Consider the following 24,388-nt stretch of genomic DNA (forward strand, 5'->3'; position numbering starts at 1 on the left):
GACAACGGTAGGACCACCGCACCTGCACGGCCTCGGTCATCCGGCTGATCCGGTGTGTCGTCAAGGCTGAGGTTTCCGCGGCCGCGGCACGGCACCGTCAGCACCATGAATTCGGTTCTGGCCGCTCGTGGCCTCGTCAAGACCTACGGCGACGTGCACGCGCTCGCCGGGGTGGACATCGACATCGACCCCGGTGACGTGCTGGCGGTCGTCGGGCCGTCCGGTTCCGGCAAGACGACACTGCTGCACGTGCTGTCCGGGATCCTGCGCGCCGACGGCGGTGAGGTGTTCCTCGACGGGCGTGCGATCGGGGAGCTGAACGAGACGGGGCGCAGCGAGCTGCGGCGCACGGCGTTCGGGTTCGTGTTCCAGTCGGGCATGCTCGTCGCCGAGCTCACGGCCGAGGAGAACGCCGCCCTGCCGATGCTGCTCGCCGGGCGGTCGCGCGAGGAGTCGCTGGGCGCGGCCCGGTCGTGGCTCACGCGGCTGGGGCTGCGGGGCCTGGAGGGGCGGCGGCCGGGTGAGCTGTCCGGCGGGCAGGCGCAGCGGGTCGCGATCGCACGGGCGCTGGCGCACCGGCCGCGGGTGGTGTTCGCGGACGAACCGACCGGCGCGCTCGACACCCGCACCGGCCAGGAGATGATGACCTCGCTGCTGCAGGCCGCCGAGGAGACGAACGCCGCCGTCGTGATCGTCACGCACGACCAGGCGATCGCCGGCCGGGCCCACCGCGTCGTCGACATCCGGGACGGCCGCATCGCCGCACCCGACCACTCGGGCCAGGTGCCGGCATGAGGATCGCGCTCGCGGTGCTGCGCCGCGACCGCCGCAGCCAGGTCGCCACGGTGCTGGTCGCGCTGGGCGTGATGATCGCGGTGTCGCTGGTGCTGTGGCTCGTCGCCGCACCGAACGGCCTGCAGGCGCGCGCCGACCGCACCGCGTGGCGTGACATGGCCACCCAGGGCACCCGGATCTCCATCACCCGGACCACCGACTCGTTCCGCGACCGGCTCGTCGAACGGTTCGAGGTCGCCCGCGACGAGCCCGGCGACGTGCCGGTGGCGGCCGGGCTCGGCAGGTTCCCGGAGGCCGGGGAGGTCCTGCTGTCGCCGGCGCTGGCCGACCTGGTGCGCACGACGCCCCCGGAGCGGCTCGGCAACCGGTTCCCCGGCCGGGTGGTCGGCGAGATCGGGCCGGAGGCGCTGAAGTACCCCGGTGAGCTCGTCGCCGTCGTCGGCCGCACCGCGGTGGACGGCTTCCACGCCGACGGCCTGCGCAACACCGGCGGCTCCTACCGCGACGACTACCACGGCATGCTCTACCTGCTCACCCGCGTCGGCCTGGTCGTGCTGGTGGTGCCGTGCCTGGCGCTGGTCGCCTCGGCCGCCCGGCTGACGGCGGCGAAGCGCGAACGCCGGCTGGCCGCGCTGCGGCTCGCGGGTGCCTCGCCGCGGCAGGTCATCGTGATGACGGCCGTGGAGACGGCGGTGGGCGCGGTCGTCGGCAGCGTGCTCGGGGTGCTGCTGGCCCGGCCGTTCAGCCACCTCACCGCGAAGATCCCGTGGGAGGGCGGCACCTGGTTCCCCGGCGACTTCGTGCCCTCGCCCGCGGTCGTGGCGGCGGTGGCCGTGCTCGCACCGGTGCTGGTCATCGGCGCGGCGATCACGGGCCTGCGGCGCGTGGTGAGCCGGCCGCTCGACGCGGAGCAGCAGCGCCGGGTGCGGTCGTGGCGGCTGCTGATGATCGTCGGCGCGCTGGGCGTGTTCTTCCTCGGCATCACCTACGCGCAGCAGGCCCGTGGCGCCAACCAGTTCACCGTGGTCCTGCTGGGTCTCGGGGCGGTGGCGTTCGCGCTGGTGCTGGCGGGGCCGGTGGTCACGGCGCAGGTCGGCCGGTTCTTCGTGGGGCGCTGGCGGCGGCCGTCGACGCTGCTCGCGGGGCGCAGGCTGGCCGGTGACCCGGTGGCGGCGTTCCGCGGCTCGGCCGGTGTGGTGATCGCGGTGTTCACCGGCTCGATGGCGTTGACGATGCTGCCGGGACTGGAGAGCCAGGTGCCGTTCCGCGACTCGACGTGGCGGGAGGACGCGGTCGTCGCGGAGGACGTGACGACGGATCTTGCACCGTTGCGCGCGGCCACCCCCGCACCGGTCGTGCCCATGGTGGACGGCTTCGTGAGCAGCGGCGAGGAGGGGGTCAACGGCTCCTACGTCGTCGTCGGCAGGTGCGCGGAGGTCGCCACGGTCCTCAACGGGCTGCGGTGCGGGCAGGGACCGGCCGTGTACACCTACGACCGGCTGTACGGCGACCGGTTCCGCACCGCGGCGCGGGAGGGCGAGGTGTCGCTGGTGCTGCCGCAGCACTACGAGGTGCGGAGCTTCGAGGGCTCGGGCCGGGTGCAGGCGGTGATCGACCCGGAGCTGCTGCCGGCGCTCGCGGGCCGGGTGTCGATGGCAGGGGTGCCGACCACGACCATGAACCGCGAGGTCGTGCACACCGCGCTGGTCGGCACGCTGCCCGGCGCCCGGCTCACCGACGGTGAGCAGCGCGGCCTCTACGGCGACACGCTCATGGCCGACCTGGAACGCGCCACGGTCATCGGCCTCTCGATCGCGGCACTGCTCGGCGGCATCGGCGCGGCGGTGGCCGCGGCCGGTTCGGTGATCGACCGAAGGCGCACCTTCGGTGCTTTGATCGCGGCTGGAACACCGATTCGTGTCCTGGCTCACGCATTGCGCCGGGAAGTGGTGCTGCCGGTGTTCACCGTCACCATCGCGGCGTGCGGAGCGGGAATTGTCGTGGGCCTCGGACTGCTCACCCTGGCCCGCGGTCTCGTGGGTCACGGGGAAATGCCGCTGACGCCGTGGGTGCTCGCCCCCATTGGCGTCGGACTGGTGGTCGCGCTGGTAGCGGCCCTGGCGTGCGGTCCGGTACTACGCGGCATCAGCCCGCGGGATTACGCGGCGGAGTAGTACTCGGCCGGAAGTACGAGAGCGGAACTGGCCCTCAGCGCGATGTGCGCGGAGGGCCATTTCCCTATTTTTGGATCCATGACGAATGCACAGCTCGCAAGCATCCAGTGGGGCCTTTTCCTCTCGGTCGTCTTCCTGGTTCCGCAGCTGTTCTTCCGTCAGCTGACCTTCCGCTCCGCGACCATCACCACGTACGCGAGCATGCTGTTCGCCGCGACCTTCCTGCCGCTGCAGACCGTGCCGCCGCGCCAGGCGGTGCAGCCGGTGCCGTTCCAGTGGGTGGCGGACACGCTGCGCGACGGGCAGATCGCCTTCGACCAGATGACGTTGAACGTGCTGCTGTTCGTGCCGCTCGGCGCGATGCTGCTGTTCTGGGGCGGGCGCACCATCGGCCAGGCCGCGCTCATCGGCTACGGCGTCTCGCTCGTCATCGAGGGCTCGCAGCTCGCGTGGGCGAACCGGATCTTCGACGTCGACGACCTCATCACCAACACCACCGGCACCGCGCTCGGCTGGCTCGGCGCGCTGGCCGTCGTGAAGGTCTACGCGCGCGCCACGACCGCTTCGGTCACCGCGGCGGAGCACCGTCCGCTCGCCGGCGTGCGGTGACCGGCCCCGTCAGGTGGTGCGCCAGCCCAGCTCGCCCGCGGAGTTGACCTCGGCGACGCAGTGCCCGACCGGGCCGCGCGTCTCCAGCGCCGTCGCGACCTGGTCGAACATCTCGACGATCGACGTCCACTCCGGCTTGGTCACCTCGTTGCGCTCCTTGTCCCACTCGACCACGCAACCGCGCAGCACCCCGGGACGCAGGTCGACCGCGAGCACGTCACCGGTGCCGTCGAAGGCGATCGGAAGCCATTCCGAGTGGAATCCGGTGGTCGGCGAACCCGCCTCGGAAGAATCCGCGGGCTTCTTCACATGGGTTTCCCTCAGCACAAACGCGCGGTCCGCGCCCAGCGGTGTGTAAAAGGGCGGCAGGATCTCGGCGAAGAGGTCGGGTTCCGTGCCGCCGTACACGCTCCACCACAGCTGCAGGTCGGCGGGAACCCGGAGCTCAGGCAGCGCGTCGTACCTCGGACGGAGCACGGCGCGGGTGGCGGGCGCGTGTTCTGCCAGCCATGCCAGGATCCGGTTCCAGTGCTCGATGACACCCACGGTTCCATGATCTTGGCGGAACGACGGGCGAGGTACCGCTCATCGGGGCAGGATCAGGCGAACAGGTCACACCGGGGGAAGCGACTTCAGATGGCAGAACAAGGTCTCAAGGTCGATCTCGACGCATTGACCGCATATGCGTCAGCGGTCAATGGATTGGCGAACGAGGTCGGCACGGTCGGCACCGGCACGTTGAGCGGCACCACCTCGCTGCCGGCCGACTGCTTCGGCAAGATCGGCAACGAGGTCGGGCTCAACGCGGCGTTCCAGCAGGCCGCCCAGGTGCAGCTGGACGCGCTGAAGGCGGCGTCGACCGGGCTGTCCGGGCTCGGGACCACCGTCGCGAAGGCCCGCGAGGCCTACATCGCGCAGGAGGACGCGAACGCGGCCGCGCTGAACAGGGCGGCCCGCACGTGAGCGTCGAAGGGCTGCTGGGCCAGTTCATCGCACCCATGAAGGAAGACCTGGCGAAGCTCGACGGTGACACCGGTGGCGCGCAGCGGGCCGGTGACGCGTTCGGCCGCGCCCAGACCGCGCTGGCCGACCTCGGCGGCCGGCACACCTCGGCCTCGACCGCCGTGCTGAACACGTGGTCCGGTGACAAGGCCAACGCCTTCACCGGCCGGGTGGCGACGTTCACCGCGGCCACGAACGTGCTGGTGCAGAACGCCTCCACGGTCAAGACGGTGGCCGCGACCGGCGTCTCGGCCGTGACCGGCGGCCGCACCGCGATCCAGGGCCTCATCGACGAGTTCACCGCCAAGGCCACGCCCCGGCTCGCGGCCGCCGTCGCCGCCAGCCTGGTCGCCGGGCCCGGCGTCGTGCTCGCCGCGCTCGCGGACCTCGCGGGCATGGCGCACGGCTACCAGGCCAAGACCGCGGCCGAGGTGCAGAAAGTGCGCGACCAGCTCACTCAGCTCGTCGGACAGCTGGGCGGCCTGCAGAAGCCCGACACCGGCGCGCTGGGCAAGCTCGGCGAGCCGCTGGGCGGCGACGAGGGCGGCACGACCTCCACGGCCGGCGCCGCGGACCAGAAGCGCCAGGAACCCACCGGCTCGCACAACGGGTCGAGCGGCTCGGGCGGTGGCGGCGGCGGCGGTGGTTCCGGCGGTGGCGGCGGTGGCGGAGGCGGCGGCGGTGGCGGTGGCGGGGGATCAGGCCCCCGGCTGCCGGTCGCGATCCCGCCGCAACCCGGCACCGGCGTGGGCGTGAACCTGCCCGACGGCAGCAGCGCCGAGGCGCCGAACGAGACCGCGGCCAAGGCCGTCCGCAACGCGCTGTCCGCGCTGGGCACCCCGTACGTGTGGGGTGGCGCGAACCCGCCGCAGGGCACCGACTGCTCCGGCCTCACCCAGTGGGCCTACAAGAACGCGGGCTTCGACCTCCCGCGGCCCGCCTGCGACCAGGCGATGGGCGCCTCGGTGCCGCCGGGCCAGGTGCTGCCCGGCGACCTCGTGGTGTGGGACGGCCACGTCGCGATGGTGATCGGCAACGGTCAGATGGTCGAGGCCGGCGACCCCGTGCAGACCGGGCCGATCCGCACGACGAACTCCGGCATGTCGTTCTACGGCTTCTACCGCCCGACCGGCTGAGGGAACAGCGCCTTCCTGAGGGCGCCTGCGGCGAGCTTGCCGAGGCCCTTCAGGAAGGCGCCCGCCACGTACGCGTGGTCGTAGTGGTCGCGCCACAGCACGACCTTGCCGTCTTTGACGACGAACGTGCCGCACACCCAGAACGCCGCCTCGAACCCGCCGCGCCGGATCACGTCGGTCCGTTGCGTCAGCACCACGTTGCCGTTGGCCGCGATGTGGTGGACGCGCACCTCGACCCCGGTGACGGCCCTGTTCATCAGGCGGAGGTGCCGCGCGGCCGTCTTCTTGCCGCGGGCGGCGGGGAACGGCATGTTGCGCCACACCACCTTGTCGGCCATGTGCCGCACGACCGCGTTCTCGTCCAGGGTCTCGGTGGCGCGCAGCAGCGCCATCACGACATCGCTCGGGTTGGTCACGCCGAGGACGTTAGCGAGGCGCGTACATGATCACGGCGACGCCCACCAGGCAGATCAGCGCGCCGGTCACGTCGTAGCGGTCGGGCCGGTACCCGTCGGCCACCATCCCCCACGCGAGCGACCCGGCGACGAACACGCCGCCGTAGGCCGCCAGGATGCGGCCGAAGTTCGCGTCGGGCTGCAGGGTGGCGACGAAGCCGTAGACGCCGAGCGCGATCACCCCGCCGCCGATCCACAGCCAGCCGCGGTTCTCCCGCACTCCCTGCCACACGAGCCAGGCGCCGCCGATCTCCATCAGGGCGGCGAGTGCGAACAACGCGACCGAACGCAGGATCATGCGGCACACTGTCGCAGTAGGGGGTGATCGGGTGGACGATGACGTCGAGCGCGCCGCGCGGAAGGTGCGCGATGTCGGGCAGGTCGTGTCGGAACACGTCGCGCGCAGTGGTCCCATCACCGGACGAGCGTCCTCGCCGGACGGCGCGGTGACCGTGGTCGCGACACCGGGTGGTCCGCCCCAGGAGATCACGGTGAGCGCCGCCGCGCTGCGGATGGGACCGCAGGGGCTGGCCGCCGAGATCATGCGCGTCGCCGACCGGGCCAGGCGTGCCGCCGGGTCGAGGCTGCACCAGACGCTGGAACGGGTCGTGGACCCGCGCGAGCTCACCGCGCTGGGGTTCGAACGCGGCCACGACGACGAGCAGCACCAGGGGTGGCTGCGGTGAACGAGGAACGCCTGCAGGCCGTCGAGCGGCTCCAGCGCGACCTGGCGGTGACCGCGGAGACGGTCGAGCACCCCAACGGCCTGTGCATGGTCACGGCGACGGCGACCGGTGAGCTCAGGGCCGTGCACCTGCACCCCGCGCTGCTCAGCCAGGGCGCGCGGGCGGTCGGCCAGGTGGTCACCGAGACCGCGCGGCTCGCGACGAACGCGGCCGTGCAGACGAGCTTCAACAAGATGGCGCTGGCGCTGGGCGACGGCATGGCCATCAACGTCGAGGCGATCGCCGGCGACTCGCCGTTCCGCGCGACGTGGAACCCCGTGGTCCCGCCGGTCGTTGCAGCTCCTGAGGCGGCAGCGCCCAGGCAACGCAGGACGCCCCGCGTCGACGACCCGGACGAGGACGCGTTCTTCGAGAACCCCTTTGGGCGCCGGTGATCAGCACCGTTAGGCTCGCCCACGGCATTCGGCAGGTATGACCGGGAGGTCAGTGATGGCGCAGGACATCGTCCCCATCGAGCTGGGGCTGACGCAGGGTGACGTGGTCACGCTGTGGGCACCCCGGTGGCGTGAGGAGGGTGAGGAGTGGGAGGCCTTCCTCGGCGACGAGGAGGACCTGTTCGTCTTCCCCGACGCCGCTCACCTCGCCGCCTTCGTGCGCACCGCGGGCGAACACGACCTCACCGACCACCCGGCGTGGCCCATCGTGCCGAAGCTCGGCATCGCGGACCTCTCGCCGGACGACAACCACCAGTTCGACCTGGTCGGCGTGCCCGAGCTGGTCGCGGAGGACCCGGACACGTGGACCATCGGCGAGCTCGCCGACGTGATCGCGATCGTCCGCTCGCTCGCGGACGTCTGCGACCTCGAGAAGATCCACGAGGTGCTCGACTCGGCGGAGGGCTTCTCGCTGCTGCCGCAGGGCACGCTGCCGTTCAGCGGCCGTGACGGTGCGAAGCTGTGGGACGAGCTGTCCTCGGTCGTCTCGGAGAAGTGGGACGAGGTCCTCGACGCCATCGACAGCGTGGTCAACACGCCGGAGGTGCCGGAGAAGGAGCTCGCCGCCGCGCAGGAGGAGCTCGCCGAGCTCGAGGCCGCGCAGCCGGCCGAGGTCGACGACGTCACCGGCGACTCCGACGACTCCGACGAGGAGAAGGCGGAGCCCACCGGCTTCTGGGCCGACGCGGGCATCGACCCCATCAAGATCATCACGTCCGCCGGCGAGTTCTACACGCTGCGCTGCTACCTCGGCGACGACCCGCTGTTCCTGGGCCGCCGCGGCAAGATCGAGGTCTTCGGCTCGCCGCGGGCGCTGAGCCGCTACGTCGCCGAGAACGACGACCACGACCTGGCCGGCGTCGAGACGTGGAACGACGTCAAGGTCAAGGCCACCGCGGGCGAGCTGGACGTCGACGTGGACGACGACAACGTCTACGTGCTCACCGGCATCGCCGAGGACATGGAGGAGGGCCCCGACGCCCTCGACCCGCACCAGCTCGACCTCGCCGTCGAGCTGTTCGAGGACGCGGCCGAGTGGGCCGGCGACGAGTCCGTGAAGGAGGCGCTGGCCACCTCGGAGTCGCTGGGCTGGCTGGTCTCGTTCGTGGTCGCGCCGGACCCGACGCGCCTCGCGCCGTCCGCCCCGTACGACGCCGAGGTCGCGGCGTTCCGCGAGCTGCAGGCCAAGTTCGAGGACCGGCTCAGCACCAACTGAGTCCGCTGACGCGAGAAGAGGGCCGCCCGCTCGGGTGGCCCTCTTTTTTGTTGCGGCCATAGTGAGCCGCACCTGTATGATACAGGTTTATGACAGGTTCTCGGTCGCAGCACCTGGCCGCCGAGCTGCGGGACCGCATCACGCTCGGCGACTACGGTCCCGCCGGTGCGCTGGAGAGCGAGGCCGAGCTCGGCCGCCGCTACGAGGTCAGCCGGGTGACCGTGCGGCGGGCGTTGGAGCAGCTGCGTGACGAAGGCCTGCTGGCATCGCGCAAAGGCGCCGGTTGGTACGTGGTGTCGTTCGCGCAGCCGTTGGCGCTGGGCACGTTCCAGCACGCGCGGTCCGCGGTCGCCGAGGCCGGTGTCGACCTCACCCGGACCGTGGTCGAGTACGGCTACCGCGAGGCACCCGCCAGCGTCGCGCTGACCTTCGGTGCCGGTGAGGTGCTGCGGGTGCGGTCGTTGCGCCGCACCGGGACCGCGCCGCTCGACGTGGTCACCGAATGGGTGCCGCTGGCGCTGGCCGCACCGGTCAGCCGGGCCGACGCGCAAGCCCCTGGAACGTGGGAGACGTTGCGCCGCAACGGGAACCAGATCACGCTCGTGCGGCAGAGCATCGCGGCGACGGCGGCGAGCGAGCAGGTCGCGGCCCTGCTCGGCGTCGCGCAGGGCACGCCCGTGCTGCTGGTGCGCCGCACCGCGCTCGACGCGGGCGAGCGCCCGATCGCCCTGTCCGAGCACCACTACCTGGGCCACCGGTTCCGGCTGGAGGTCGAGTTCCGCGGCTGGCCCGGCGCCGAACCACCCGGTGTGGCACCGATTCCCGAGGAGAACTGACATGCGCGTGCTCGTCACCGGTGCGGCCGGGTTCATCGGCTCGCACTTCACCCGGCACTGGCTGAGCGCCCACCCGTCCGACGAGGTGGTCGCGCTCGACGCGTTGACGTACCGGGGCACCCGCACGAACCTGCCGGCCGGCGTGCCGTTCGTGCACGCGGACATCGCCGAGGTCGGCGCGGCCACCCTGGACGGCGTCGACGTGGTGGTGAACTTCGCGGCCGAGTCGCACAACAGCCTCGCCGTGCTCGACCCGGCGCGGTTCTTCCGCACGAACGTCCTCGGCACGCAGGCGTTGCTGGAGTCGTGCCGCCGGGCGGGCGTCAAGCGGTTCCACCACGTGTCGACGTGCGAGGTCTACGGGGACTTGGCGCTGGACGCGACCGAGGCGTTCCACGAGGACTCGCCGTACCGGCCGCGCACGCCGTACAACGCGTCGAAGGCCGGTGCGGACCACGCGGTGCGGTCGTACTTCGAGACGTTCGGGCTGCCGGTGACGATCACCAACTGCGCCAACAACTACGGGCCGAACCAGTTCCCGGAGAACGTCCTCCCGCTGTTCACGACCCGCGCGCTGGACGGCGAGCAGCTGCCGATCTACGCGGCGCGCGGCAACAAGCGCGAGTGGATCCACGTGCTGGACCACTGCCGGGCTATCGACGCGGTGCTGCGCGACGGCGAGATCGGCCGGACCTACCACGTCGGCACGGGCGTGGAGGCGAGCGTGGACCAGATCGCCGACCTGGTGCTGGACGAGCTCGGGCTGCCGCGGTCGCGCAAGACCGTCGTGCCGGACCGGCCCGGTCACGACCGCCGCTACCTGCTCGACTCCACCCGCATCGGCCACGAGCTGGGCTGGCGCCCGGAGACCGGCTTCGAGGCCGGTGTCCGGGACACCATCCGCTGGTACGCGGCCAACCGCGCGTGGTGGGAGCCGTTGCGGGCGCTCAGCCCCGTGGACGAGAGCGCGTGGGCTACCGGTCCGTCAGCGCCGCGTACCCCGGCTTGATCAGCTGGTTGATGATCGCCAGCCGCTCGTCGAACCCGATGAACGCCGACTTCATGGCGTTGATCGTGAACCACTGCAGGTCGGCCCAGCCGTACCCGAAGGTCTCCACCAGCGCGGCGAACTCGCTCGACAGCGAGCAGTCGCTCATCAGGCGGTTGTCGGTGTTGACGGTGACCCGGAAGCGCAGCTTGGCGAGCAGGCCGATCGGGTGCTCGGCGAGCGATGGTGCGGCACCGGTCTGCAGGTTCGAGGTCGGGCACATCTCCAGCGGGATGCGGCGGTCGCGCACGTACGCGGCGAGGCGGCCCAGCTGCACGTCACCGGCGGGGTCGTCGTCGGAGACCTTGATGTCGTCGACGATCCGCACGCCGTGGCCGAGGCGTTCGGCACCGCAGTGCTGGATGGCCTCCCAGATCGAGGGCAGGCCGAACGCCTCACCGGCGTGGATGGTGAAGTGCGCGTTCTGCTGGCGCAGGTACTCGAACGTGTCGAGGCCGCGGGTGGGAGGGAAGCCGGCCTCCGGGCCCGCGATGTCGAACCCGACGACACCGAGGTCGCGGTAGCGGACGGCCAGCTCGGCGATGCGCAGCCAGCCCTCGTTCTGGCGCATGGCGCACAGCAGCGTGCCGACGCGGATCTTGCGGCCGGCCTCGGCGGCGCGGGCGGTGCCGACCCGGAAGCCCTCCTGGACGGCCTCGACGACCTGCTCCAGCGAGAGGCCCTTCCCGGTGTTCAGCTCGGGGGCGTAGCGGATCTCGGCGTAGACGACGCCGTCGGCGGCCAGGTCCTCGACGGCCTCGGCCGCGACGCGGACCAGCGAGGCCTCGTCCTGCATGACGCCGCACGTGTGGGCGAAGCCCTCCAGGTAGCGCACGAGCGACCCGGAGTTCGCGTTGTCGCGGAACCAGCCGCCGAGGACGCCCGCGTCGGTGGTGGGCAGGCCCTGGTAGCCGGTGGCATCGGCGAGTTCGATCACCGTCTGCGGGCGGAGGCCACCGTCGAGGTGGTCGTGCAGCAGCACCTTCGGCGCGCTGCGGATGGTCTCCAAGGTAAGCGGCGTGGACATGGAGACACGTTATACCTGGCGACACGCCGCTTCAGACCCGGCCGAATCGATCTTGTCAACGCTATGATCATCAGCTGTTCCCCGGCGTTGCCGATCTGTGATCGGCAACTTTCTGCAACCAGGGCGAGGCTTGAGTCACCCTAAGGCAGGAACATCACCTGCCGCTACCGCGCACTTCCAGCCAGTAACTTGGCGTTCAGCGCAATGCGATAGTCTGATCGGGCTACTCGCTCGTCCGCGCCACGCTGTTTTCCGGCAGGGGTGGTACAGCCCCGCGCGATGACGCGGATAGGCTCCCGGGGTCTCCCCTCCCCTTGGACGAAGGCACTCAGCCGTGACAGAGAACAACAACTCCACGATGTCCTTCGATCGGATGCGCAACATGCTCACGCGCGCCGCGGAGATCCGTGAGAGCGAGCAGCAGCAGATCTTCGACGCGTTGGACGAGATCCACGCCCGGATGTCGCCTCTGGAGTCGCTGGGTTCGGTCCGCAAGCGCCTGTCGGAGCTGCCGGACCGCACCGAGGTCAGCGTGCTCGCGGAACGCCTCGACGAGGCTCTCGCCAAGCTGGAGGCCCAGGACAACGCCGTTCAGGACATCGGCCGCGCGGTCGACGGCCTGGTCGACAAGCTCGCCAAGCCCTTCGCCCAGCTCGACGGCCGCCTCGACGGCGTCGCGGGCCGTTTCGAGGGCGTCGCCGGCCGCATGGACGGCCTGGAGGACAAGCTCGCGAGCATCCACAAGCGCATCGACGACCTCGACGGCCACCTCGACAAGCAGGACGGCAAGGTCGACGCGCTGCCCAGCGCCGTCACGACCCCGCTGCGCGAGCGCATCGAGACCCTCGAAGCCGCCCTGCGCGGCCGCCTCGACGAGGTCGACGAGGGCGTGCACGAGCACCTCGACGGCACCCGCGAGGCCCTGCAGAAGATCCTCGCCGAGTCGTTCTCCGGCCTGCACGGCCGCGCCGACGAACACCGCGACACCCTCGCCGCCGCCCGCACCGAGCTGGCCGCGGCCGTGGTGGAGGCCCGCGACTCGCTGGCCGGCTCCCTGGCCGACCGCACCACCCAGATCTCGACGTCCCTGGCCGAGACCCGCGACGCCCTCGCCGGTTCCCTGTCCGAGACCCGCAACGAGCTCGCCGGCGCCGTGGTGGAGACCCGCGACTCCCTGGCCGGCTCCCTCGCCGAGACCCGCGACCAGCTGGCCGGTTCACTTGCCGAGACCCGCGACTCGCTGGCCGGTTCGCTCGCCGAGACCCGCAACACCCTCGACGGCAAGCTCGACGAGGCCCGCACCGCCCTGTACGCGGCCATCGAGCAGTCCCGCGACCAGGTCGACGCCGCCGACCGCCTCGAGGCCCTGGCCCGCCGCCTGGAGCTCGTCACCTCGCAGCTCGACACCATGACCAACCGCCTCGACAAGGTGGAGGACGGCTTCGCCGCCCGCATCACCGAACTCGGCGGCTCGGTCGACGCAAGCCTCACCAAGGTCGCGGAAACCGTCGGCGCCCGCCCCGACACCGACGCCCTGCAGTCCCTGGTCCGCAAGTCGAACCAGGAGTCGGAACTGCGCATCGGCGGCCAGCTCGACGAGGCCATGGCCACCTTCGCCGAGCTCATCCTCGGCGGCGGCTCCCCCACGCCTCCCCCGCCCCCCACCGCCCTGCCGCGTCCGCAGCGCCGCACCCGCAAGAACGGTGGTCCGAAGCCGGCCAACGGCGGCAAGGACATGGACGACGACGACCTGGCGGCCGAGGGCGCCTGATCCGGCCCCGGTTGAACCGGTTTGCGGACGGCCCCTGAGCCTTTGGCTCGGGGGCCGTTTCTGTTTTTGCACTGTTTTGACTGTGCGGGGCTGGGCTGGACCCAGGAGCCTCGCCCAGGAGCCGCGCCTCGACGGAGGGGCTACAGCCTGGACAGGAGCCGCGGCCTCAACAGGGGCCACGACCTGGATGCCCGGAACGGCCCCTGGGAGCCGCCCGTCAGGACGAACATGCCGTGCGGCGGCACGAACGTGCCGTGCGGTTGGACGAACATGCCGTGCGGCGGGACGAACGTGCCGTGCGGCGGGACGAACATGCCGTGCGGCGGGCCGCCAGGAGGTCCTGTCCGTGCTGCGGAAGCAGACAGGTCACACCTGGCGGCCACACCGGCGGGCTCGCCCGCGAAGTGAAGCGAGGGCGGACTACCCGCGGATGGTGTCGATCACCAGCGGCGACCGCTCCGGTGCGGAGTCGGTGACCGAGTAGGCACCTTCCAGCGCCTGCAGGGCGCCGTCGACCGCGTCCGGGGTGTCGGTGTGCAGCTCCAGCAACGGCTGGCCCGCCTCGACGGCGTCGCCCGGCTTGGCCAGGCACAGCACGCCGGCGCCGGCCTGCACGGGGTCTTCCTTGCGGGCGCGGCCGGCACCGAGCCGCCACGCCGCCACGCCGACGCCGTAAGCGTCCAAAGTGGACAGCACGCCCGAGGCGGGTGCGGTGACCACGTGCCGATGCGACGCCACCGGCAGCGGAGCGTCGGGATCGCCGCCCTGGGCCCGGATCATCCGCGCCCACACCTCGTACGCCTCACCCGACGCCAGCACCGCGGCCGGGTCCGCCGAAATTCCGGCCAGGGCAAGCATTTCCGCGGCGAGTGCCACCGTCAGCTCGACCACGTCGGCGGGTCCGCCGCCGCGCAGCACGTCCACGGACTCGGCCACCTCGACGGCGTTGCCGACGGCACGGCCCAGCGGCACCGACATGTCCGTCAGCAGCGCCGACACGCGCACGCCGTGCTCGACGCCGATCGACACCAGCGACGAAGCCAGCTCACGCGCGGACGGCAGGTCCTTCATGAACGCGCCGGAGCCGACCTTCACGTCGAGCACCAGCGACTCGGCGCCCTCCGCGATCTTCTTCGACATGATCGACGAGGCGATCAGCGGGATGGCCTCGACCGTGCCGGTGACGTCGCGCAGCGCGTAGAGCTTCCGGTCGGCCGGAGCCAGGCCCGAGGTGGCGGCGCAGACGACCGCGCCGACCGAGGACAGCTGGTCGAGAATCTCCGAAGTGGACAGTGCGGCCCGCCAGCCGGGGATCGACTCCAGCTTGTCCAGCGTCCCGCCGGTGTGCCCGAGGCCGCGCCCGGACAGCTGCGGCACGGCGGCACCGCAGGCGGCGACGAGCGGTGCCAGCGGCAGCGTGATCTTGTCGCCGACGCCACCGGTCGAGTGCTTGTCCACGGTCGGCCGCGTGACGTGCAGCGACAGCCGTTCGCCGGACGAGATCATCGCCTGCGTCCACCGCGCGGTCTCGGCGGGCGTCATGCCGTTCAGGAAGATCGCCATGGCCAGCGCCGACATCTGCTCGTCGGCGACGGCGCCGCGGGTGTAGGCGTCGATCACCCAGTCGATCTGGGCGGGCGTCAGCTCGTGGCCGTCGCGCTTGGCGCGGATGACGTCGACAGCGGAGAAGGTCACGGCAGGTCCTCCGGTCCGAACCCGAACGGCAGCAGGTCGCGCATCGGGAGCGGGCCCTGCGGGGTGTCCACCAGGCAGTCGGGGCCGCCCAGCTCGAACAGCACCTGCCGGCACCGGCCGCAGGGCATCAGCAGCTCGCCCTTGCCGCTGCGGCAGGCCATCGCGACGAACCGGCCACCGCCGGTCAGCCGCAGCTGACCGGCCATGGTGCACTCGGCGCACAGTCCCACGCCGTACGAGGCGTTCTCCACGTTGCAGCCCACGACGATCCGGCCGTCGTCGCAGACGGCGGCCGCACCGACCTGAAGGCCGGAGTACGGGCAGTGGGCGAGCTGGGCGGCCTCGACCGCCCGTTCCCTCAGCAGGTCCCAATCAACCACGGCGGTACACCACGCCATCGGCCGCGGGCATGCGGAGTCGTTGCGAGGCAACGGCGAGCACGACCAGCGTCACCATGTGCGGCGCGTAGGCGGTGAACTCGCTGGGGATCTCGTCCAGGCTCGCGTACACCAGGTACAGCGCCACGGCGGCCACGATGGCGCCCGCGGCGGCGAACCAGCGGCGCCGGACCAGCTGCACGACCACGATCACGCCCAGCAGGATCACGGCGCCGTAGACCAGTGCCAGCACGGTCTCGCCGCCGCTGCGCAGCTGCAGGCCGTCGGCGTACCCGAACAGCGCGGCGCCGCCGAGCAGGCCACCCGGCCGCCAGTTGCCGAAGATCATGGCGGCGAGGCCGATGAAGCCGCGGCCACCGGTCTGGCCCTCCAGGTAGGAGAGCTGGCCGGGGTTCAGCACCAGCGACGCGCCACCGAGACCGGCCAGGCCACCGGAGGCGATCACGGCGATGTACTTGTAGCGGTACACGTTCACGCCGAGCGACTCGGCGGCCTGCGGGTTCTCGCCGCACGACCGCAGCCGCAGGCCGAACCTGGTGCGCCACAACACGTAGAACGTCGCGGGCACGAGCAGGATCGTGATCATCGTCAGCGGCGAGACACCGGTGACGAGGCCGCGCAGGATGCCGGCGACGTCGGAGATGCCGACCCGCTGGCCGTCCTCCAGCTCACCGAGCCAGTCCGCGAGGCCCGCGGCCGAGTAGGTGTCGAAGCTCTGCACCGACGGCGACTGCCGCGGGTTGTTCGACAGCGGGAAGAAGATCAGCGTCGACAGGTACTTCGTGAGACCGGCGCCGAGCAGGTTGATCGCGACACCGGACACGATGTGGTTGACGCCGAACGTCACGGTCGCGATCGCGTGCAGCAGGCCGCCCAGGGCACCGAAGACGACGGCCGACACGACGGCGGCCCACGGGCCCCACTGGTAGCCGGCCCACGCCGCACCCCAGGTGCCCATGATCATCATGCCTTCGAGGCCGATGTTCACGACACCCGCTCGCTCGGCCCACAGACCGCCGAGACCGGCGAGCAGGATCGGCAACGCCAGGCGCACGGCGGTCTGTGTGGTGCCCGACGAGGTGAGCTGCGGGAAACCGGTCAGGTACGAGGTGGCCGACAGCAGCGCGATCGCACCGGCGACACCGATCATGCCGACCGCCCAGCCGGGCAGCCTGCGCTTGCGCGGCGCGGCGGGGACGTGCGGCTTCTCCTCCAGCGTGCTGATCACGCGGCACCTCCGACGGTTCCGAGCTCACGGCCGACGCGGCGCTGTTCGGCCGCCAGGTCGAAGCGGCGCACGACCTCGTACGCGACGACGACCGACAGCACGATCGAGCCCTGCATGATCGTCACGATCTCCCTCGGCACTCCGACGTTGTCCAATGCGAGCCCCGACCGGTCCAGGAACGCCCACAGCACCGCGCCGAACGCGATGCCGCCGGGGTGGTTGCGGCCCAGCAGCGCGATGGCGATGCCGGAGAACCCGATGCCCGCGGTGAAGTTCAGGCTGAACGTGTGGTCGCGGCCCAGCAGCTCCGGCATCGAGACCAGGCCGGCGATGGCACCGGAGAGCAGCATCGACACCAGGATCATCTTCTTGGCGTTGACGCCACCGGCGGCAGCGGCGGTGTTCGACTCGCCGGACGCGCGCAGCTCGAAGCCGAACCGGGTGCGGTTCATCATCACCCAGTAGGCGACGCCCAGCAGGATCGCGACGAGGCCGAAGCCGAAGATCGTGCCGGAGCTGCCGACCGGGATGCCGGGCATCCAGCCGCTCTCGGCGATCTCGGGCGTGCGGATGTTGTTGCCGCGCAGCTCACCGAAGACGTCCCGGCGGATCAGGTAGGCGGACAGGCCGATGGCCAGGCCGTTCATCATGATCGTCGAGATGACCTCGTTGACGCCGCGGGTGACCTTGAGGATCGCGGGGATCGCGGCCCAGGCGGCACCGGCGATCGCGGCGACGATGATGATCGCCAGCGTGTGGATGCCGGGCGGCAGGGCGAACGAGCCGCCGAACACCGCGGCGACGACGCCGGCGACCCGGTACTGACCCTCGACACCGATGTTGAACAGGTTCATCTGGAACCCGATCGCCACCGCGAGTGCCGCGAGGTAGTAGATGCCGGTGCTGTTGAGGATGTCGACCACGATCGACAGGTCACCGAGCTGGGTGACCATCACGCCGAACGCGCGGAACGGGTTCGCACCGGACAGCACCAGCGCGACACCGCACAGCAGCATCGAGAAGACGATCGCGAGTGCGGGCGGCAGCAGCTTGCCGCGCAGGGATCCCATCAGTTCTCGCCTTCCTGGCCGGCGTCCCGGACGCCGGACTCGTGGGTCCCGGCCTCCACGACCGCGGGGCTCGTGGCGCCCGCACCCGTCATGGCGCTGCCCAGGTCCTCCGGCGTGACCGTGGCCGGGTCGGCGTCCGCGACGAGGCGGCCGCGCAGCATGACCTTGATCGTGTCGGACAGGCCGATCAGCTCGTCCAGGTCCGCGGAGATCAGCAGCACGGCCAGGCCACGGGCGCGGGCCTGCTTGATCTCCTCCCAGATGAGCGCCTGCGCGCCGACGTCGACACCGCGGGTGGGGTGCGACGCGATGAGCAGCTCCGGGTTGCCGGACAGTTCCCGGCCGACCACGAGCTTCTGCTGGTTGCCACCGGAGAGGGCGGCGGCGGGCACGTCGATGCCGGGGGTGCGCACGTCGAACTCGGCGACGATGCGCTCGGTGTCCCTCCTGGCCCCGTCGGTGTCCAGCCACATGCCCTTCGACGTGGGCTTGCGGGTCTGGTAGCCGAGGATCCGGTTGAACCACAGCGGTTGCGTGAGCAGCAGGCCGTGCCGGTGCCGGTCCTCGGGCACGTAACCGATGCCCGCCTCGCGCCGGGCCAGCGTGCCGAGCTTCGTGAGCTCCTTGCCGTGCAACGAGACCGTGCCCTCGGCGGCCTTGCGCATGCCCATGATCGTCTCGACGAGCTCGGTCTGGCCGTTGCCCTCGACACCGGCGATGCCGACGACCTCGCCGGAGCGCACGACCAGGTCGACGTGGTCGAGGATCGGGCGGGCGCCGTCCGGCGTGAGCAGCGTCAGGCCGGCGACGTCGAGCACGACCTCGTCGGTGACGGTGGACTCGCGGGTCTCCGGGCTGGGCAGCTCGCTGCCGACCATCATCTCGGCCAGTTGGCGCGAGCTCACGGTCTTCGGGTCGGCGGTGCCGACGGTCGTGCCGCGGCGGATCACGGTCACCGAGTCGGCGATCGCGCGCACCTCGTCGAGCTTGTGCGAGATGAACAGGAACGTGAAGCCCTGCTCCTGCATGCTGCGGACGGTGACGAAGAGCTCGTCCACCTCCTGCGGCACGAGCACCGCGGTGGGCTCGTCCAGGATGATCACCTTGGCGCCGCGGTAGAGGACCTTGAGGATCTCCACGCGCTGGCGGTCGGCGACGCCGAGCTGCTCGACCAGCACGCCGGGGTCGACGTTCAGGCCGGTCTGACCGGCGAGGTCCTGGATGCGCCTGCGCGCCTTCTGCCCGATGCCGTGCAACCACTCGGCGCCCAGGACGACGTTCTCCTGGACGGTGAGGTTGTCGGCGAGCATGAAGTGCTGGTGCACCATGCCCACGCCGGCCTTGATGGCGTCGGACGGGTTGCGGAACCGCACCTGTTCGCCGTTGATCTCGATGGTGCCCTCGTCCGGCGGCTGCATGCCGTAGAGGATCTTCATCAGGGTGGACTTGCCGGCCCCGTTCTCACCGCAGAGGGCGTGCACCTCTCCTCGGCGAACGGTCAGGTGCACGTCGCTGTTGGCGACCACACCGGGGAATCGCTTGGTGATGCCGGACAACACCACAGCGGGTGGGGCGTCCGCCGCCACGGACGTCGCGCTGCTCATCGTTGAGGTTCCTCCTACCACGAACCAGGCCCTGCGAGGGTGTTCCTCACAGGGCCCAGTTCCGACTGTGGTCGCCCGTTACGGCTTGTCCTTCACCGTGATCTTGCCCTCGATGATCTGGGCCTTGTAGCCCTCGAGGATGCCCTTGAGCTTGTCGTCGATCTTGCCACCCGTGGTGGAGTAGCCGACGCCGTCCACCTTCAGGTCGAAGACCTTCGGCAGCGAGGCCAGGTCGTTCTTCGCCACGGCGCGGATGAAGTCGTAGACCGCGACGTCGACGCGCTTGAGCATCGACGAGACGATGATGTCCTTCGACTCCTCGACCGTCTTCTGGTTGTACTGGTCGGAGTCGACGCCGATGGCCAGCGCGCCGCCCTGCTTGGCAGCGGAGAAGACGCCCTTGCCGGACGCGCCCGCCGCCTGGTAGATCACGTCGGCGCCCTTGTCGATCTGGCCCTTCGCGGCCTCCTGGCCCTTGGGCGGGTCCTGGAAACCGGTGAAGTCACCGGCGGGCGTCAGGTACTTCTTCTCGACCTTGATCTTCGGGGCGGCGGCCTGCGCGCCCTGGAGGTAGCCGGCCTCGAACTTCTGGATGAGCGGGATGTCCACGCCGCCGACGAAGCCGACGTGGCACTTCTTGCTCTGGTACGCGGCGATGACACCGGCGAGGAACGAGCCCTCGTGCTCGGCGAAGGTGAGCGCCTGGACGTTCGGCACACCCTCGACGGCGGCGTCGACCAGGCCGAACTTCACGTTCGGGTACTGCGGCGCGACGACCTTGAGCGCCTCGGCGTAGGCGAAGCCGACGGCCACGACCACGTTGAAGCCCTCGCTCGCGAGCTGGCGCAGGCGGGTCTGCTTGGCCGCCTCGTCCTCGCTCGGAGCCGCGGTCAGCTCGCGGACGTTCTCCTTCTTCACGCCGAAGTCCGTGACGGCCTTGTCGAGGCCCGCGGCGGCGGAGTCGTTGAAGGAGGCGTCACCACGGCCGCCGATGTCGTAGGCCAGGCCGACCTTGAGCGCGCTGGCGTCGACCTTGTCACCTGCGGCGGTGCTGGTGGCCGACGTGGCAGGAGCGGTGGGAGGCGTGGCGTACTCGCACGCGGCGCCACCGCTGCTGTTGTTAGACGTGTTGCCGCCGCCTGAATCCTTCGCGCAGGCGGCCATGGACATCACGCTGAGCGCGACCGCGGCGACCGCGACACCACGCATATGACGACGCACGGCTCGTCTCCTCCCTGAGGTTCCTCCCCAACGACGTTGTTGGGTCCCTAGACGGCGCACCGTACCTCCTAGTAACCGAGGTCGTTGCACAGAGCACCAACAAAGCGCCCTATCGGTTACGCATTCGTCGCTTTGCCTGTACCAGTCGTGATCACCCGTGCTCACCGCGTGGCCGAAACGCCCGCTTCGGCCGCTTCACGGGCGCGATCGTCCTCCCAACGGCCTAACGGCGCACGCCGAAGAGCGGTCCGGCAACTGTGAAACTTCTGCGTGAACTCCCGGACGGCCGATTTGATTACCGACCGGTAGCTGTGTCGTGGACCGCATTTCCGGATCGATAAAGACCGCTTGGCCGATCGACAGCGTGTCTCATCGATCACAGAGCGGGTGCGCCTGCTGGGTCCGTCCCAACGTGCAGGACTACGCTTTTCCGGTCATGGTCGGGATGAACCGTTTCGCCGACCACCACCACTGACGTTGGAGGCCGCGGCGCATGACCAGCGCAGGCGCACCCGAGCGGTCGGGCACCACCCGAGGGGGTGGGACGCTCTACCGCGGTGATCTGGGCATGTGGTCCTGGGTCGCCCACCGGATCACCGGTGTCCTCACGTTCTTCTTCCTCTTCACCCACGTGCTCGACACCGCACTCGTGCGGGTGTCCCCGAACGCGTACGACGCGGTGATCGAGACCTACAAGAACCCGGTCGTGAACCTCTTCGAGGTCGGCCTGGTCGGCGCGGTGCTCTACCACGCGCTCAACGGCATCCGCGTCATGCTGGTCGACTTCTGGGAGAAGGGCGCCAAGTACCAGCGGGTCATGCTCTGGGTCGTGCTGGCCGTCTGGGTCGTCGTGATGATCCCCGGCTTCTACTTCATGATGGAGCGCACGATCTCCGACCTGGTTGGGGGTCACTGACATGTCTCTCGCACTCGACAAGCCCCGCTCGCCCCGCCGCCCCGCGGCCCGCCGCAGCAACGGCGAGCTCCGCAGCTGGCTGTTCATGCGCCTCTCCGGCCTGCTGCTCGTGGTCCTGGTCCTGGGCCACCTGTTCATCATGAACATCCTCGACGGCGGCGTCCACAAGATCAACTTCGCTTTCGTCGCCGGCCGCTGGTCGTCCCCGTTCTGGCAGTTCTGGGACCTCGCGATGCTCTGGCTCGCGCAGCTCCACGGCGGCAACGGCCTGCGCACGGTCATCAACGACTACGCGCGCAAGGACTCCACCCGGTTCTGGTTGAAGATGCTGCTCTACGTGTCGATGGTGCTGATCATCTCGCTCGGCACGTTCGTGATCTTCACCTTCGACCCGAACATCTCGAACTGACCCGCGCGGGGAGCCCACCACAATGCAGTTCCACAAGTACGACGTAATCATCATCGGCGCTGGTGGTGCCGGAATGCGCGCGGCCATCGAGTCCGGCCAGCGCGCCCGCACCGCGGTGCTGACGAAGCTCTACCCCACCCGGTCCCACACCGGCGCGGCCCAGGGCGGCATGTGCGCCGCCCTCGCCAACGTCGAGGAGGACAACTGGGAGTGGCACACCTTCGACACGATCAAGGGCGGCGACTACCTGGTCGACCAGGACGCCGCCGAGATCATGGCGAAGGAGGCGATCGACGCCGTCCTCGACCTCGAGAAGATGGGCCTGCCGTTCAACCGCACGCCCGAGGGCAAGATCGACCAGCGCCGGTTCGGCGGCCACACGCGCAACCACGGTGAAGCCGCCGTGCGCCGCGCCTGCTACGCCGCGGACCGCACCGGCCACATGATCCTGCAGACGCTGTACCAGAACTGCGTCAAGCACGGCATCGAGTTCTTCAACGAGTTCTACGTGCTCGACATCTGCCTGACCGAGACGGACAACGGCCCGGTCTGCACCGGTGCCGTCGCCTACGAGCTCGCGACCGGCGAGATCCACGTCTTCCAGGCCAAGTCCGTCGTGTTCGCGACCGGTGGTTTCGGCAAGGTCTTCAAGACCACGTCGAACGCCCACACGCTGACCGGTGACGGCATGGGCATCGTCTTCCGCAAGGGCCTGCCCCTGGAGGACATGGAGTTCTACCAGTTCCACCCGACCGGTCTGGCCGGTCTCGGCATCCTGCTGACCGAGGGTGCCCGTGGTGAGGGCGCGATCCTGCGCAACGCCTCGGGTGAGCGGTTCATGGAGCGCTACGCCCCGACCATCAAGGACCTGGCGCCGCGCGACATCGTGGCCCGCTCGATGGCCCTCGAGGTGCTCGAAGGCCGTGGCGCCGGCCCGAACAAGGACTACGTGCTGCTCGACTGCACGCACCTCGGTGCCGAGGTGCTGGAGACGAAGCTGCCGGACATCACCGAGTTCGCCCGCACCTACCTCGCGGTCGACCCGGTCGTCGAGCCCGTCCCGGTCTACCCGACCGCGCACTACGCGATGGGCGGCATCCCGACGAACATCCACGGCGAGGTGCTGCGGGACAACGACAACATCGTCCCCGGCCTCTACGCCGCCGGTGAGTGCGCGTGCGTCTCGGTGCACGGCGCGAACCGCCTGGGCACCAACTCGCTGCTCGACATCAACGTGTTCGGCCGCCGCGCGGGCATCGCCGCCGCGGAGTACGCGCTGTCGCATGACGAGCACGTCGAGCTGCCGGAGAACCCGGCCGCCTCGGTCGAGGCCCAGGTCGCGCTGGCGCTGTCGGAGCACGGCCAGGAGCGCGTGGCGGACATCCGCACCGAGCTGCAGGCCACGATGGACGCCAACGCGTCGGTCTACCGCACCGAGGACACGCTGAAGACGGCGCTGCACGACGTCCAGGCCCTGAAGGAGCGCTACGCGCACATCCAGGTGCAGGACAAGGGCAAGCGCTTCAACACCGACCTGCTGGAGGCCGTCGAGCTCGGCTTCCTGCTGGAGCTGGCCGAGGTGCTCGTGGTGGGTGCGTTGGCGCGCAAGGAGTCCCGCGGCGGTCACGCCCGCGAGGACTACCCGAACCGCGACGACACGAACTTCATGCGCCACAGCATGTTCTACAAGCAGGGCGAGGGTCTGGCCGCGGAGATCCGGCTCGACTACAAGCCTGTGACCTTTACCCGGTACAAGCCGATGGAGCGCAAGTACTGATGACCGCCACCGCTGAAACCACTGCTGGCTCGCGCGGCTCCCAGCCGCCGGTTCCGGACGGCGCTGTCACGGTCACCGTCAAGATCCGGCGCTTCAACCCGGAGGTCGACGACGAGCCGCGCTGGGACTCGTTCGACATCCCCGCGCTGCCGTCGGACCGCGTGCTGAACCTGCTGCACCACATCAAGTGGTACGTGGACGGGACGCTGACCTTCCGCCGCTCGTGCGCGCACGGCATCTGCGGTTCGGACGCCATGCGCATCAACGGCGTGAACCGCCTGGCGTGCAAGGTCCTGCTGAAGGACCTGCTGCTCAAGGACAAGCAGACGACGATCACCATCGAGCCCATCAAGGGCCTGCCGGTGAACAAGGACCTGCTCGTCGACATGGAGCCGTTCTTCGAGGCCTTCCGCGCCGTCAAGCCGTACCTGGTGACCTACGGCAACGAGCCGACGCGGGAGCGCATCCAGTCGGTCGCCGACCGCGAGCGCTTCGACGACACCACGAAGTGCATCCTGTGCGCCTGCTGCACGACCTCGTGCCCGGTGTACTGGACGGAGGGCTCGTACTTCGGCCCGGCCGCGATCGTGAACGCGCACCGGTTCATCTTCGACTCGCGCGACGAGGGCGCTGAGGAGCGGCTCGACATCCTCAACGACGTCGACGGCGTGTGGCGCTGCCGGACGACGTTCAACTGCACGGACGCCTGCCCGCGTGGCATCCAGGTCACCAAGGCGATCCAGGAAGTGAAGCGCGCGCTGCTGTTCAAGCGCGTCTGACCGGTTCTCCCGAAGCGCCGCGTTCCCGTCGGGGGCGCGGCG

25 protein-coding genes are annotated in these 24,388 nt (G+C 70.4%); 15 read left to right on the forward strand and 10 right to left on the reverse strand.

Annotation, left to right across the window (positions count from 1 at the left end):
• The first annotated feature begins 105 nt into the window (after positions 1-105).
• The 3 genes from ADL03_RS33060 to ADL03_RS33070 all read left to right on the forward strand — a co-directional run bounded on the left by ADL03_RS33060 (position 106) and on the right by ADL03_RS33070 (position 3,578).
• Complete coding sequence (locus ADL03_RS33060; protein ID WP_053737518.1) at positions 106-795, forward strand: ABC transporter ATP-binding protein; 690 nt, start codon at positions 106-108, stop codon at positions 793-795.
• Positions 792-2,969: an FtsX-like permease family protein gene (locus ADL03_RS33065; RefSeq protein WP_053737519.1), complete on the forward strand. Its 2,178-nt coding sequence runs from the start codon at positions 792-794 to the stop codon at positions 2,967-2,969. Before ADL03_RS33060 ends, ADL03_RS33065 begins: the two co-directional genes overlap by 4 nt.
• 78 nt (positions 2,970-3,047) lie before the next feature.
• On the forward strand, positions 3,048-3,578 hold the full coding sequence (locus ADL03_RS33070) for a VanZ family protein (protein ID WP_053737520.1): 531 nt from the start codon (positions 3,048-3,050) through the stop codon (positions 3,576-3,578).
• A 9-nt stretch (positions 3,579-3,587) separates the two neighbouring features.
• Here the strand turns inward: ADL03_RS33070 and ADL03_RS33075 are convergent, their stop codons facing one another.
• On the reverse strand, positions 3,588-4,124 hold the full coding sequence (locus tag ADL03_RS33075) for an SMI1/KNR4 family protein (protein WP_053737521.1): 537 nt from the start codon (positions 4,122-4,124) through the stop codon (positions 3,588-3,590).
• Positions 4,125-4,214: 90 nt separating this feature from the next.
• Between ADL03_RS33075 and ADL03_RS33080 the strand changes: the two genes are divergently transcribed.
• Entirely contained in the window at positions 4,215-4,541 is a 327-nt protein-coding gene (locus ADL03_RS33080; protein ID WP_053737522.1) for a type VII secretion target, read from the forward strand.
• Positions 4,538-5,716, forward strand: coding sequence for a C40 family peptidase (locus tag ADL03_RS33085; protein WP_053737523.1), 1,179 nt, complete (start codon positions 4,538-4,540; stop codon positions 5,714-5,716). Before ADL03_RS33080 ends, ADL03_RS33085 begins: the two co-directional genes overlap by 4 nt.
• Here ADL03_RS33085 and ADL03_RS33090 read toward each other — a convergent pair.
• Positions 5,698-6,132, reverse strand: coding sequence for a limonene-1,2-epoxide hydrolase family protein (locus ADL03_RS33090; RefSeq protein ID WP_197288857.1), 435 nt, complete (start codon positions 6,130-6,132; stop codon positions 5,698-5,700). The two genes, ADL03_RS33085 and ADL03_RS33090, sit on opposite strands and share 19 nt — an antisense overlap.
• 10 nt (positions 6,133-6,142) lie before the next feature.
• Positions 6,143-6,469, reverse strand: coding sequence for a YnfA family protein (locus ADL03_RS33095; protein WP_053737524.1), 327 nt, complete (start codon positions 6,467-6,469; stop codon positions 6,143-6,145).
• Positions 6,470-6,500: 31 nt separating this feature from the next.
• Between ADL03_RS33095 and ADL03_RS33100 the strand changes: the two genes are divergently transcribed.
• The 5 genes from ADL03_RS33100 to ADL03_RS33120 all read left to right on the forward strand — a co-directional run bounded on the left by ADL03_RS33100 (position 6,501) and on the right by ADL03_RS33120 (position 10,412).
• Positions 6,501-6,857 (forward strand): hypothetical protein, encoded by a 357-nt coding sequence (locus tag ADL03_RS33100; RefSeq protein ID WP_197288858.1) that lies wholly within the window; start codon positions 6,501-6,503, stop codon positions 6,855-6,857.
• Positions 6,854-7,291: a YbaB/EbfC family nucleoid-associated protein gene (locus ADL03_RS33105; protein ID WP_197288859.1), complete on the forward strand. Its 438-nt coding sequence runs from the start codon at positions 6,854-6,856 to the stop codon at positions 7,289-7,291. Before ADL03_RS33100 ends, ADL03_RS33105 begins: the two co-directional genes overlap by 4 nt.
• A 55-nt stretch (positions 7,292-7,346) precedes the next feature.
• Positions 7,347-8,567, forward strand: coding sequence for a hypothetical protein (locus tag ADL03_RS33110; RefSeq protein ID WP_053737526.1), 1,221 nt, complete (start codon positions 7,347-7,349; stop codon positions 8,565-8,567).
• Between the two features lie 89 nt (positions 8,568-8,656).
• On the forward strand, positions 8,657-9,403 hold the full coding sequence (locus tag ADL03_RS33115; RefSeq protein WP_053737527.1) for a GntR family transcriptional regulator: 747 nt from the start codon (positions 8,657-8,659) through the stop codon (positions 9,401-9,403).
• Between the two features lies 1 nt (position 9,404).
• Positions 9,405-10,412 (forward strand): dTDP-glucose 4,6-dehydratase, encoded by a 1,008-nt coding sequence (locus ADL03_RS33120; RefSeq protein WP_053737528.1) that lies wholly within the window; start codon positions 9,405-9,407, stop codon positions 10,410-10,412.
• Here ADL03_RS33120 and ADL03_RS33125 read toward each other — a convergent pair.
• Positions 10,378-11,478 (reverse strand): adenosine deaminase, encoded by a 1,101-nt coding sequence (locus ADL03_RS33125; RefSeq protein WP_053737529.1) that lies wholly within the window; start codon positions 11,476-11,478, stop codon positions 10,378-10,380. The two genes, ADL03_RS33120 and ADL03_RS33125, sit on opposite strands and share 35 nt — an antisense overlap.
• Before the next feature lie 358 nt (positions 11,479-11,836).
• Here ADL03_RS33125 and ADL03_RS33130 point away from each other — a divergent pair, with 358 nt between their 5' ends.
• On the forward strand, positions 11,837-13,249 hold the full coding sequence (locus ADL03_RS33130; RefSeq protein WP_197288860.1) for an apolipoprotein A1/A4/E domain-containing protein: 1,413 nt from the start codon (positions 11,837-11,839) through the stop codon (positions 13,247-13,249).
• A gap of 420 nt (positions 13,250-13,669) precedes the next feature.
• Here the strand turns inward: ADL03_RS33130 and ADL03_RS33135 are convergent, their stop codons facing one another.
• The 6 genes from ADL03_RS33135 to ADL03_RS33160 all read right to left on the reverse strand — a co-directional run bounded on the left by ADL03_RS33135 (position 13,670) and on the right by ADL03_RS33160 (position 20,465).
• Positions 13,670-14,944: a thymidine phosphorylase gene (locus ADL03_RS33135; RefSeq protein ID WP_053737531.1), complete on the reverse strand. Its 1,275-nt coding sequence runs from the start codon at positions 14,942-14,944 to the stop codon at positions 13,670-13,672.
• Entirely contained in the window at positions 14,941-15,342 is a 402-nt protein-coding gene (locus ADL03_RS33140; RefSeq protein ID WP_053737532.1) for a cytidine deaminase, read from the reverse strand. Before ADL03_RS33140 ends, ADL03_RS33135 begins: the two co-directional genes overlap by 4 nt.
• Positions 15,317-16,570: an ABC transporter permease gene (locus tag ADL03_RS33145; RefSeq protein ID WP_231642591.1), complete on the reverse strand. Its 1,254-nt coding sequence runs from the start codon at positions 16,568-16,570 to the stop codon at positions 15,317-15,319. Before ADL03_RS33145 ends, ADL03_RS33140 begins: the two co-directional genes overlap by 26 nt.
• Positions 16,567-17,640, reverse strand: coding sequence for an ABC transporter permease (locus ADL03_RS33150; RefSeq protein ID WP_053737533.1), 1,074 nt, complete (start codon positions 17,638-17,640; stop codon positions 16,567-16,569). Before ADL03_RS33150 ends, ADL03_RS33145 begins: the two co-directional genes overlap by 4 nt.
• Positions 17,640-19,244: an ABC transporter ATP-binding protein gene (locus ADL03_RS33155; RefSeq protein ID WP_053737534.1), complete on the reverse strand. Its 1,605-nt coding sequence runs from the start codon at positions 19,242-19,244 to the stop codon at positions 17,640-17,642. Before ADL03_RS33155 ends, ADL03_RS33150 begins: the two co-directional genes overlap by 1 nt.
• Before the next feature lie 78 nt (positions 19,245-19,322).
• The gene (locus ADL03_RS33160) at positions 19,323-20,465 is read right to left on the reverse strand and encodes a BMP family protein (RefSeq protein ID WP_231642593.1); all 1,143 of its coding nucleotides are present in this window, start codon (positions 20,463-20,465) and stop codon (positions 19,323-19,325) included.
• Between the two features lie 493 nt (positions 20,466-20,958).
• Between ADL03_RS33160 and sdhC the strand changes: the two genes are divergently transcribed.
• The 4 genes from sdhC to ADL03_RS33180 are packed head-to-tail and all read left to right on the forward strand — an operon-like array spanning position 20,959 to position 24,346.
• On the forward strand, positions 20,959-21,381 hold the full coding sequence (sdhC, locus tag ADL03_RS33165; protein WP_053737536.1) for a succinate dehydrogenase, cytochrome b556 subunit: 423 nt from the start codon (positions 20,959-20,961) through the stop codon (positions 21,379-21,381).
• 1 nt (position 21,382) lies between these two features.
• On the forward strand, positions 21,383-21,790 hold the full coding sequence (locus tag ADL03_RS33170; protein ID WP_053737537.1) for a succinate dehydrogenase hydrophobic membrane anchor subunit: 408 nt from the start codon (positions 21,383-21,385) through the stop codon (positions 21,788-21,790).
• A gap of 22 nt (positions 21,791-21,812) precedes the next feature.
• Positions 21,813-23,567 carry a succinate dehydrogenase flavoprotein subunit gene (gene sdhA / locus ADL03_RS33175; protein WP_053737538.1) on the forward strand — a complete coding sequence of 585 codons (1,755 nt, stop codon included), beginning with the start codon at positions 21,813-21,815 and terminating at the stop codon, positions 23,565-23,567.
• Positions 23,567-24,346, forward strand: coding sequence for a succinate dehydrogenase iron-sulfur subunit (locus ADL03_RS33180; protein WP_053737539.1), 780 nt, complete (start codon positions 23,567-23,569; stop codon positions 24,344-24,346). The genes sdhA and ADL03_RS33180 overlap by 1 nt, the downstream gene beginning before the upstream one ends.
• The last annotated feature ends 42 nt before the right edge of the window (positions 24,347-24,388 follow it).

It is taken from the genome of Nocardia sp. NRRL S-836 (assembly GCF_001279525.1).
In the GTDB taxonomy this organism is placed as follows: domain Bacteria; phylum Actinomycetota; class Actinomycetes; order Mycobacteriales; family Pseudonocardiaceae; genus Lentzea.

Bases quoted from the DNA above. Each gene is read 5' to 3' on its own strand.
- ADL03_RS33065 (WP_053737519.1), top strand. From the start codon at position 792: ATGAGGATCGCGCTCGCGGTGCTGCGCCGCGACCGCCGCAGCCAGGTC.
- ADL03_RS33150 (WP_053737533.1), bottom strand. From the start codon at position 17,640: ATGGGATCCCTGCGCGGCAAGCTGCTGCCGCCCGCACTCGCGATCGTC.
- ADL03_RS33120 (WP_053737528.1), top strand. From the start codon at position 9,405: ATGCGCGTGCTCGTCACCGGTGCGGCCGGGTTCATCGGCTCGCACTTC.
- ADL03_RS33060 (WP_053737518.1), top strand. From the start codon at position 106: ATGAATTCGGTTCTGGCCGCTCGTGGCCTCGTCAAGACCTACGGCGAC.
- ADL03_RS33140 (WP_053737532.1), bottom strand. From the start codon at position 15,342: ATGGCGTGGTGTACCGCCGTGGTTGATTGGGACCTGCTGAGGGAACGG.
- ADL03_RS33155 (WP_053737534.1), bottom strand. From the start codon at position 19,244: ATGAGCAGCGCGACGTCCGTGGCGGCGGACGCCCCACCCGCTGTGGTG.
- ADL03_RS33080 (WP_053737522.1), top strand. From the start codon at position 4,215: ATGGCAGAACAAGGTCTCAAGGTCGATCTCGACGCATTGACCGCATAT.
- ADL03_RS33115 (WP_053737527.1), top strand. From the start codon at position 8,657: ATGACAGGTTCTCGGTCGCAGCACCTGGCCGCCGAGCTGCGGGACCGC.
- ADL03_RS33110 (WP_053737526.1), top strand. From the start codon at position 7,347: ATGGCGCAGGACATCGTCCCCATCGAGCTGGGGCTGACGCAGGGTGAC.
- ADL03_RS33170 (WP_053737537.1), top strand. From the start codon at position 21,383: ATGTCTCTCGCACTCGACAAGCCCCGCTCGCCCCGCCGCCCCGCGGCC.
- ADL03_RS33125 (WP_053737529.1), bottom strand. From the start codon at position 11,478: ATGTCCACGCCGCTTACCTTGGAGACCATCCGCAGCGCGCCGAAGGTG.
- ADL03_RS33095 (WP_053737524.1), bottom strand. From the start codon at position 6,469: ATGATCCTGCGTTCGGTCGCGTTGTTCGCACTCGCCGCCCTGATGGAG.
- sdhC (WP_053737536.1), top strand. From the start codon at position 20,959: ATGACCAGCGCAGGCGCACCCGAGCGGTCGGGCACCACCCGAGGGGGT.
- sdhA (WP_053737538.1), top strand. From the start codon at position 21,813: ATGCAGTTCCACAAGTACGACGTAATCATCATCGGCGCTGGTGGTGCC.
- ADL03_RS33130 (WP_197288860.1), top strand. From the start codon at position 11,837: ATGTCCTTCGATCGGATGCGCAACATGCTCACGCGCGCCGCGGAGATC.
- ADL03_RS33070 (WP_053737520.1), top strand. From the start codon at position 3,048: ATGACGAATGCACAGCTCGCAAGCATCCAGTGGGGCCTTTTCCTCTCG.
- ADL03_RS33180 (WP_053737539.1), top strand. From the start codon at position 23,567: ATGACCGCCACCGCTGAAACCACTGCTGGCTCGCGCGGCTCCCAGCCG.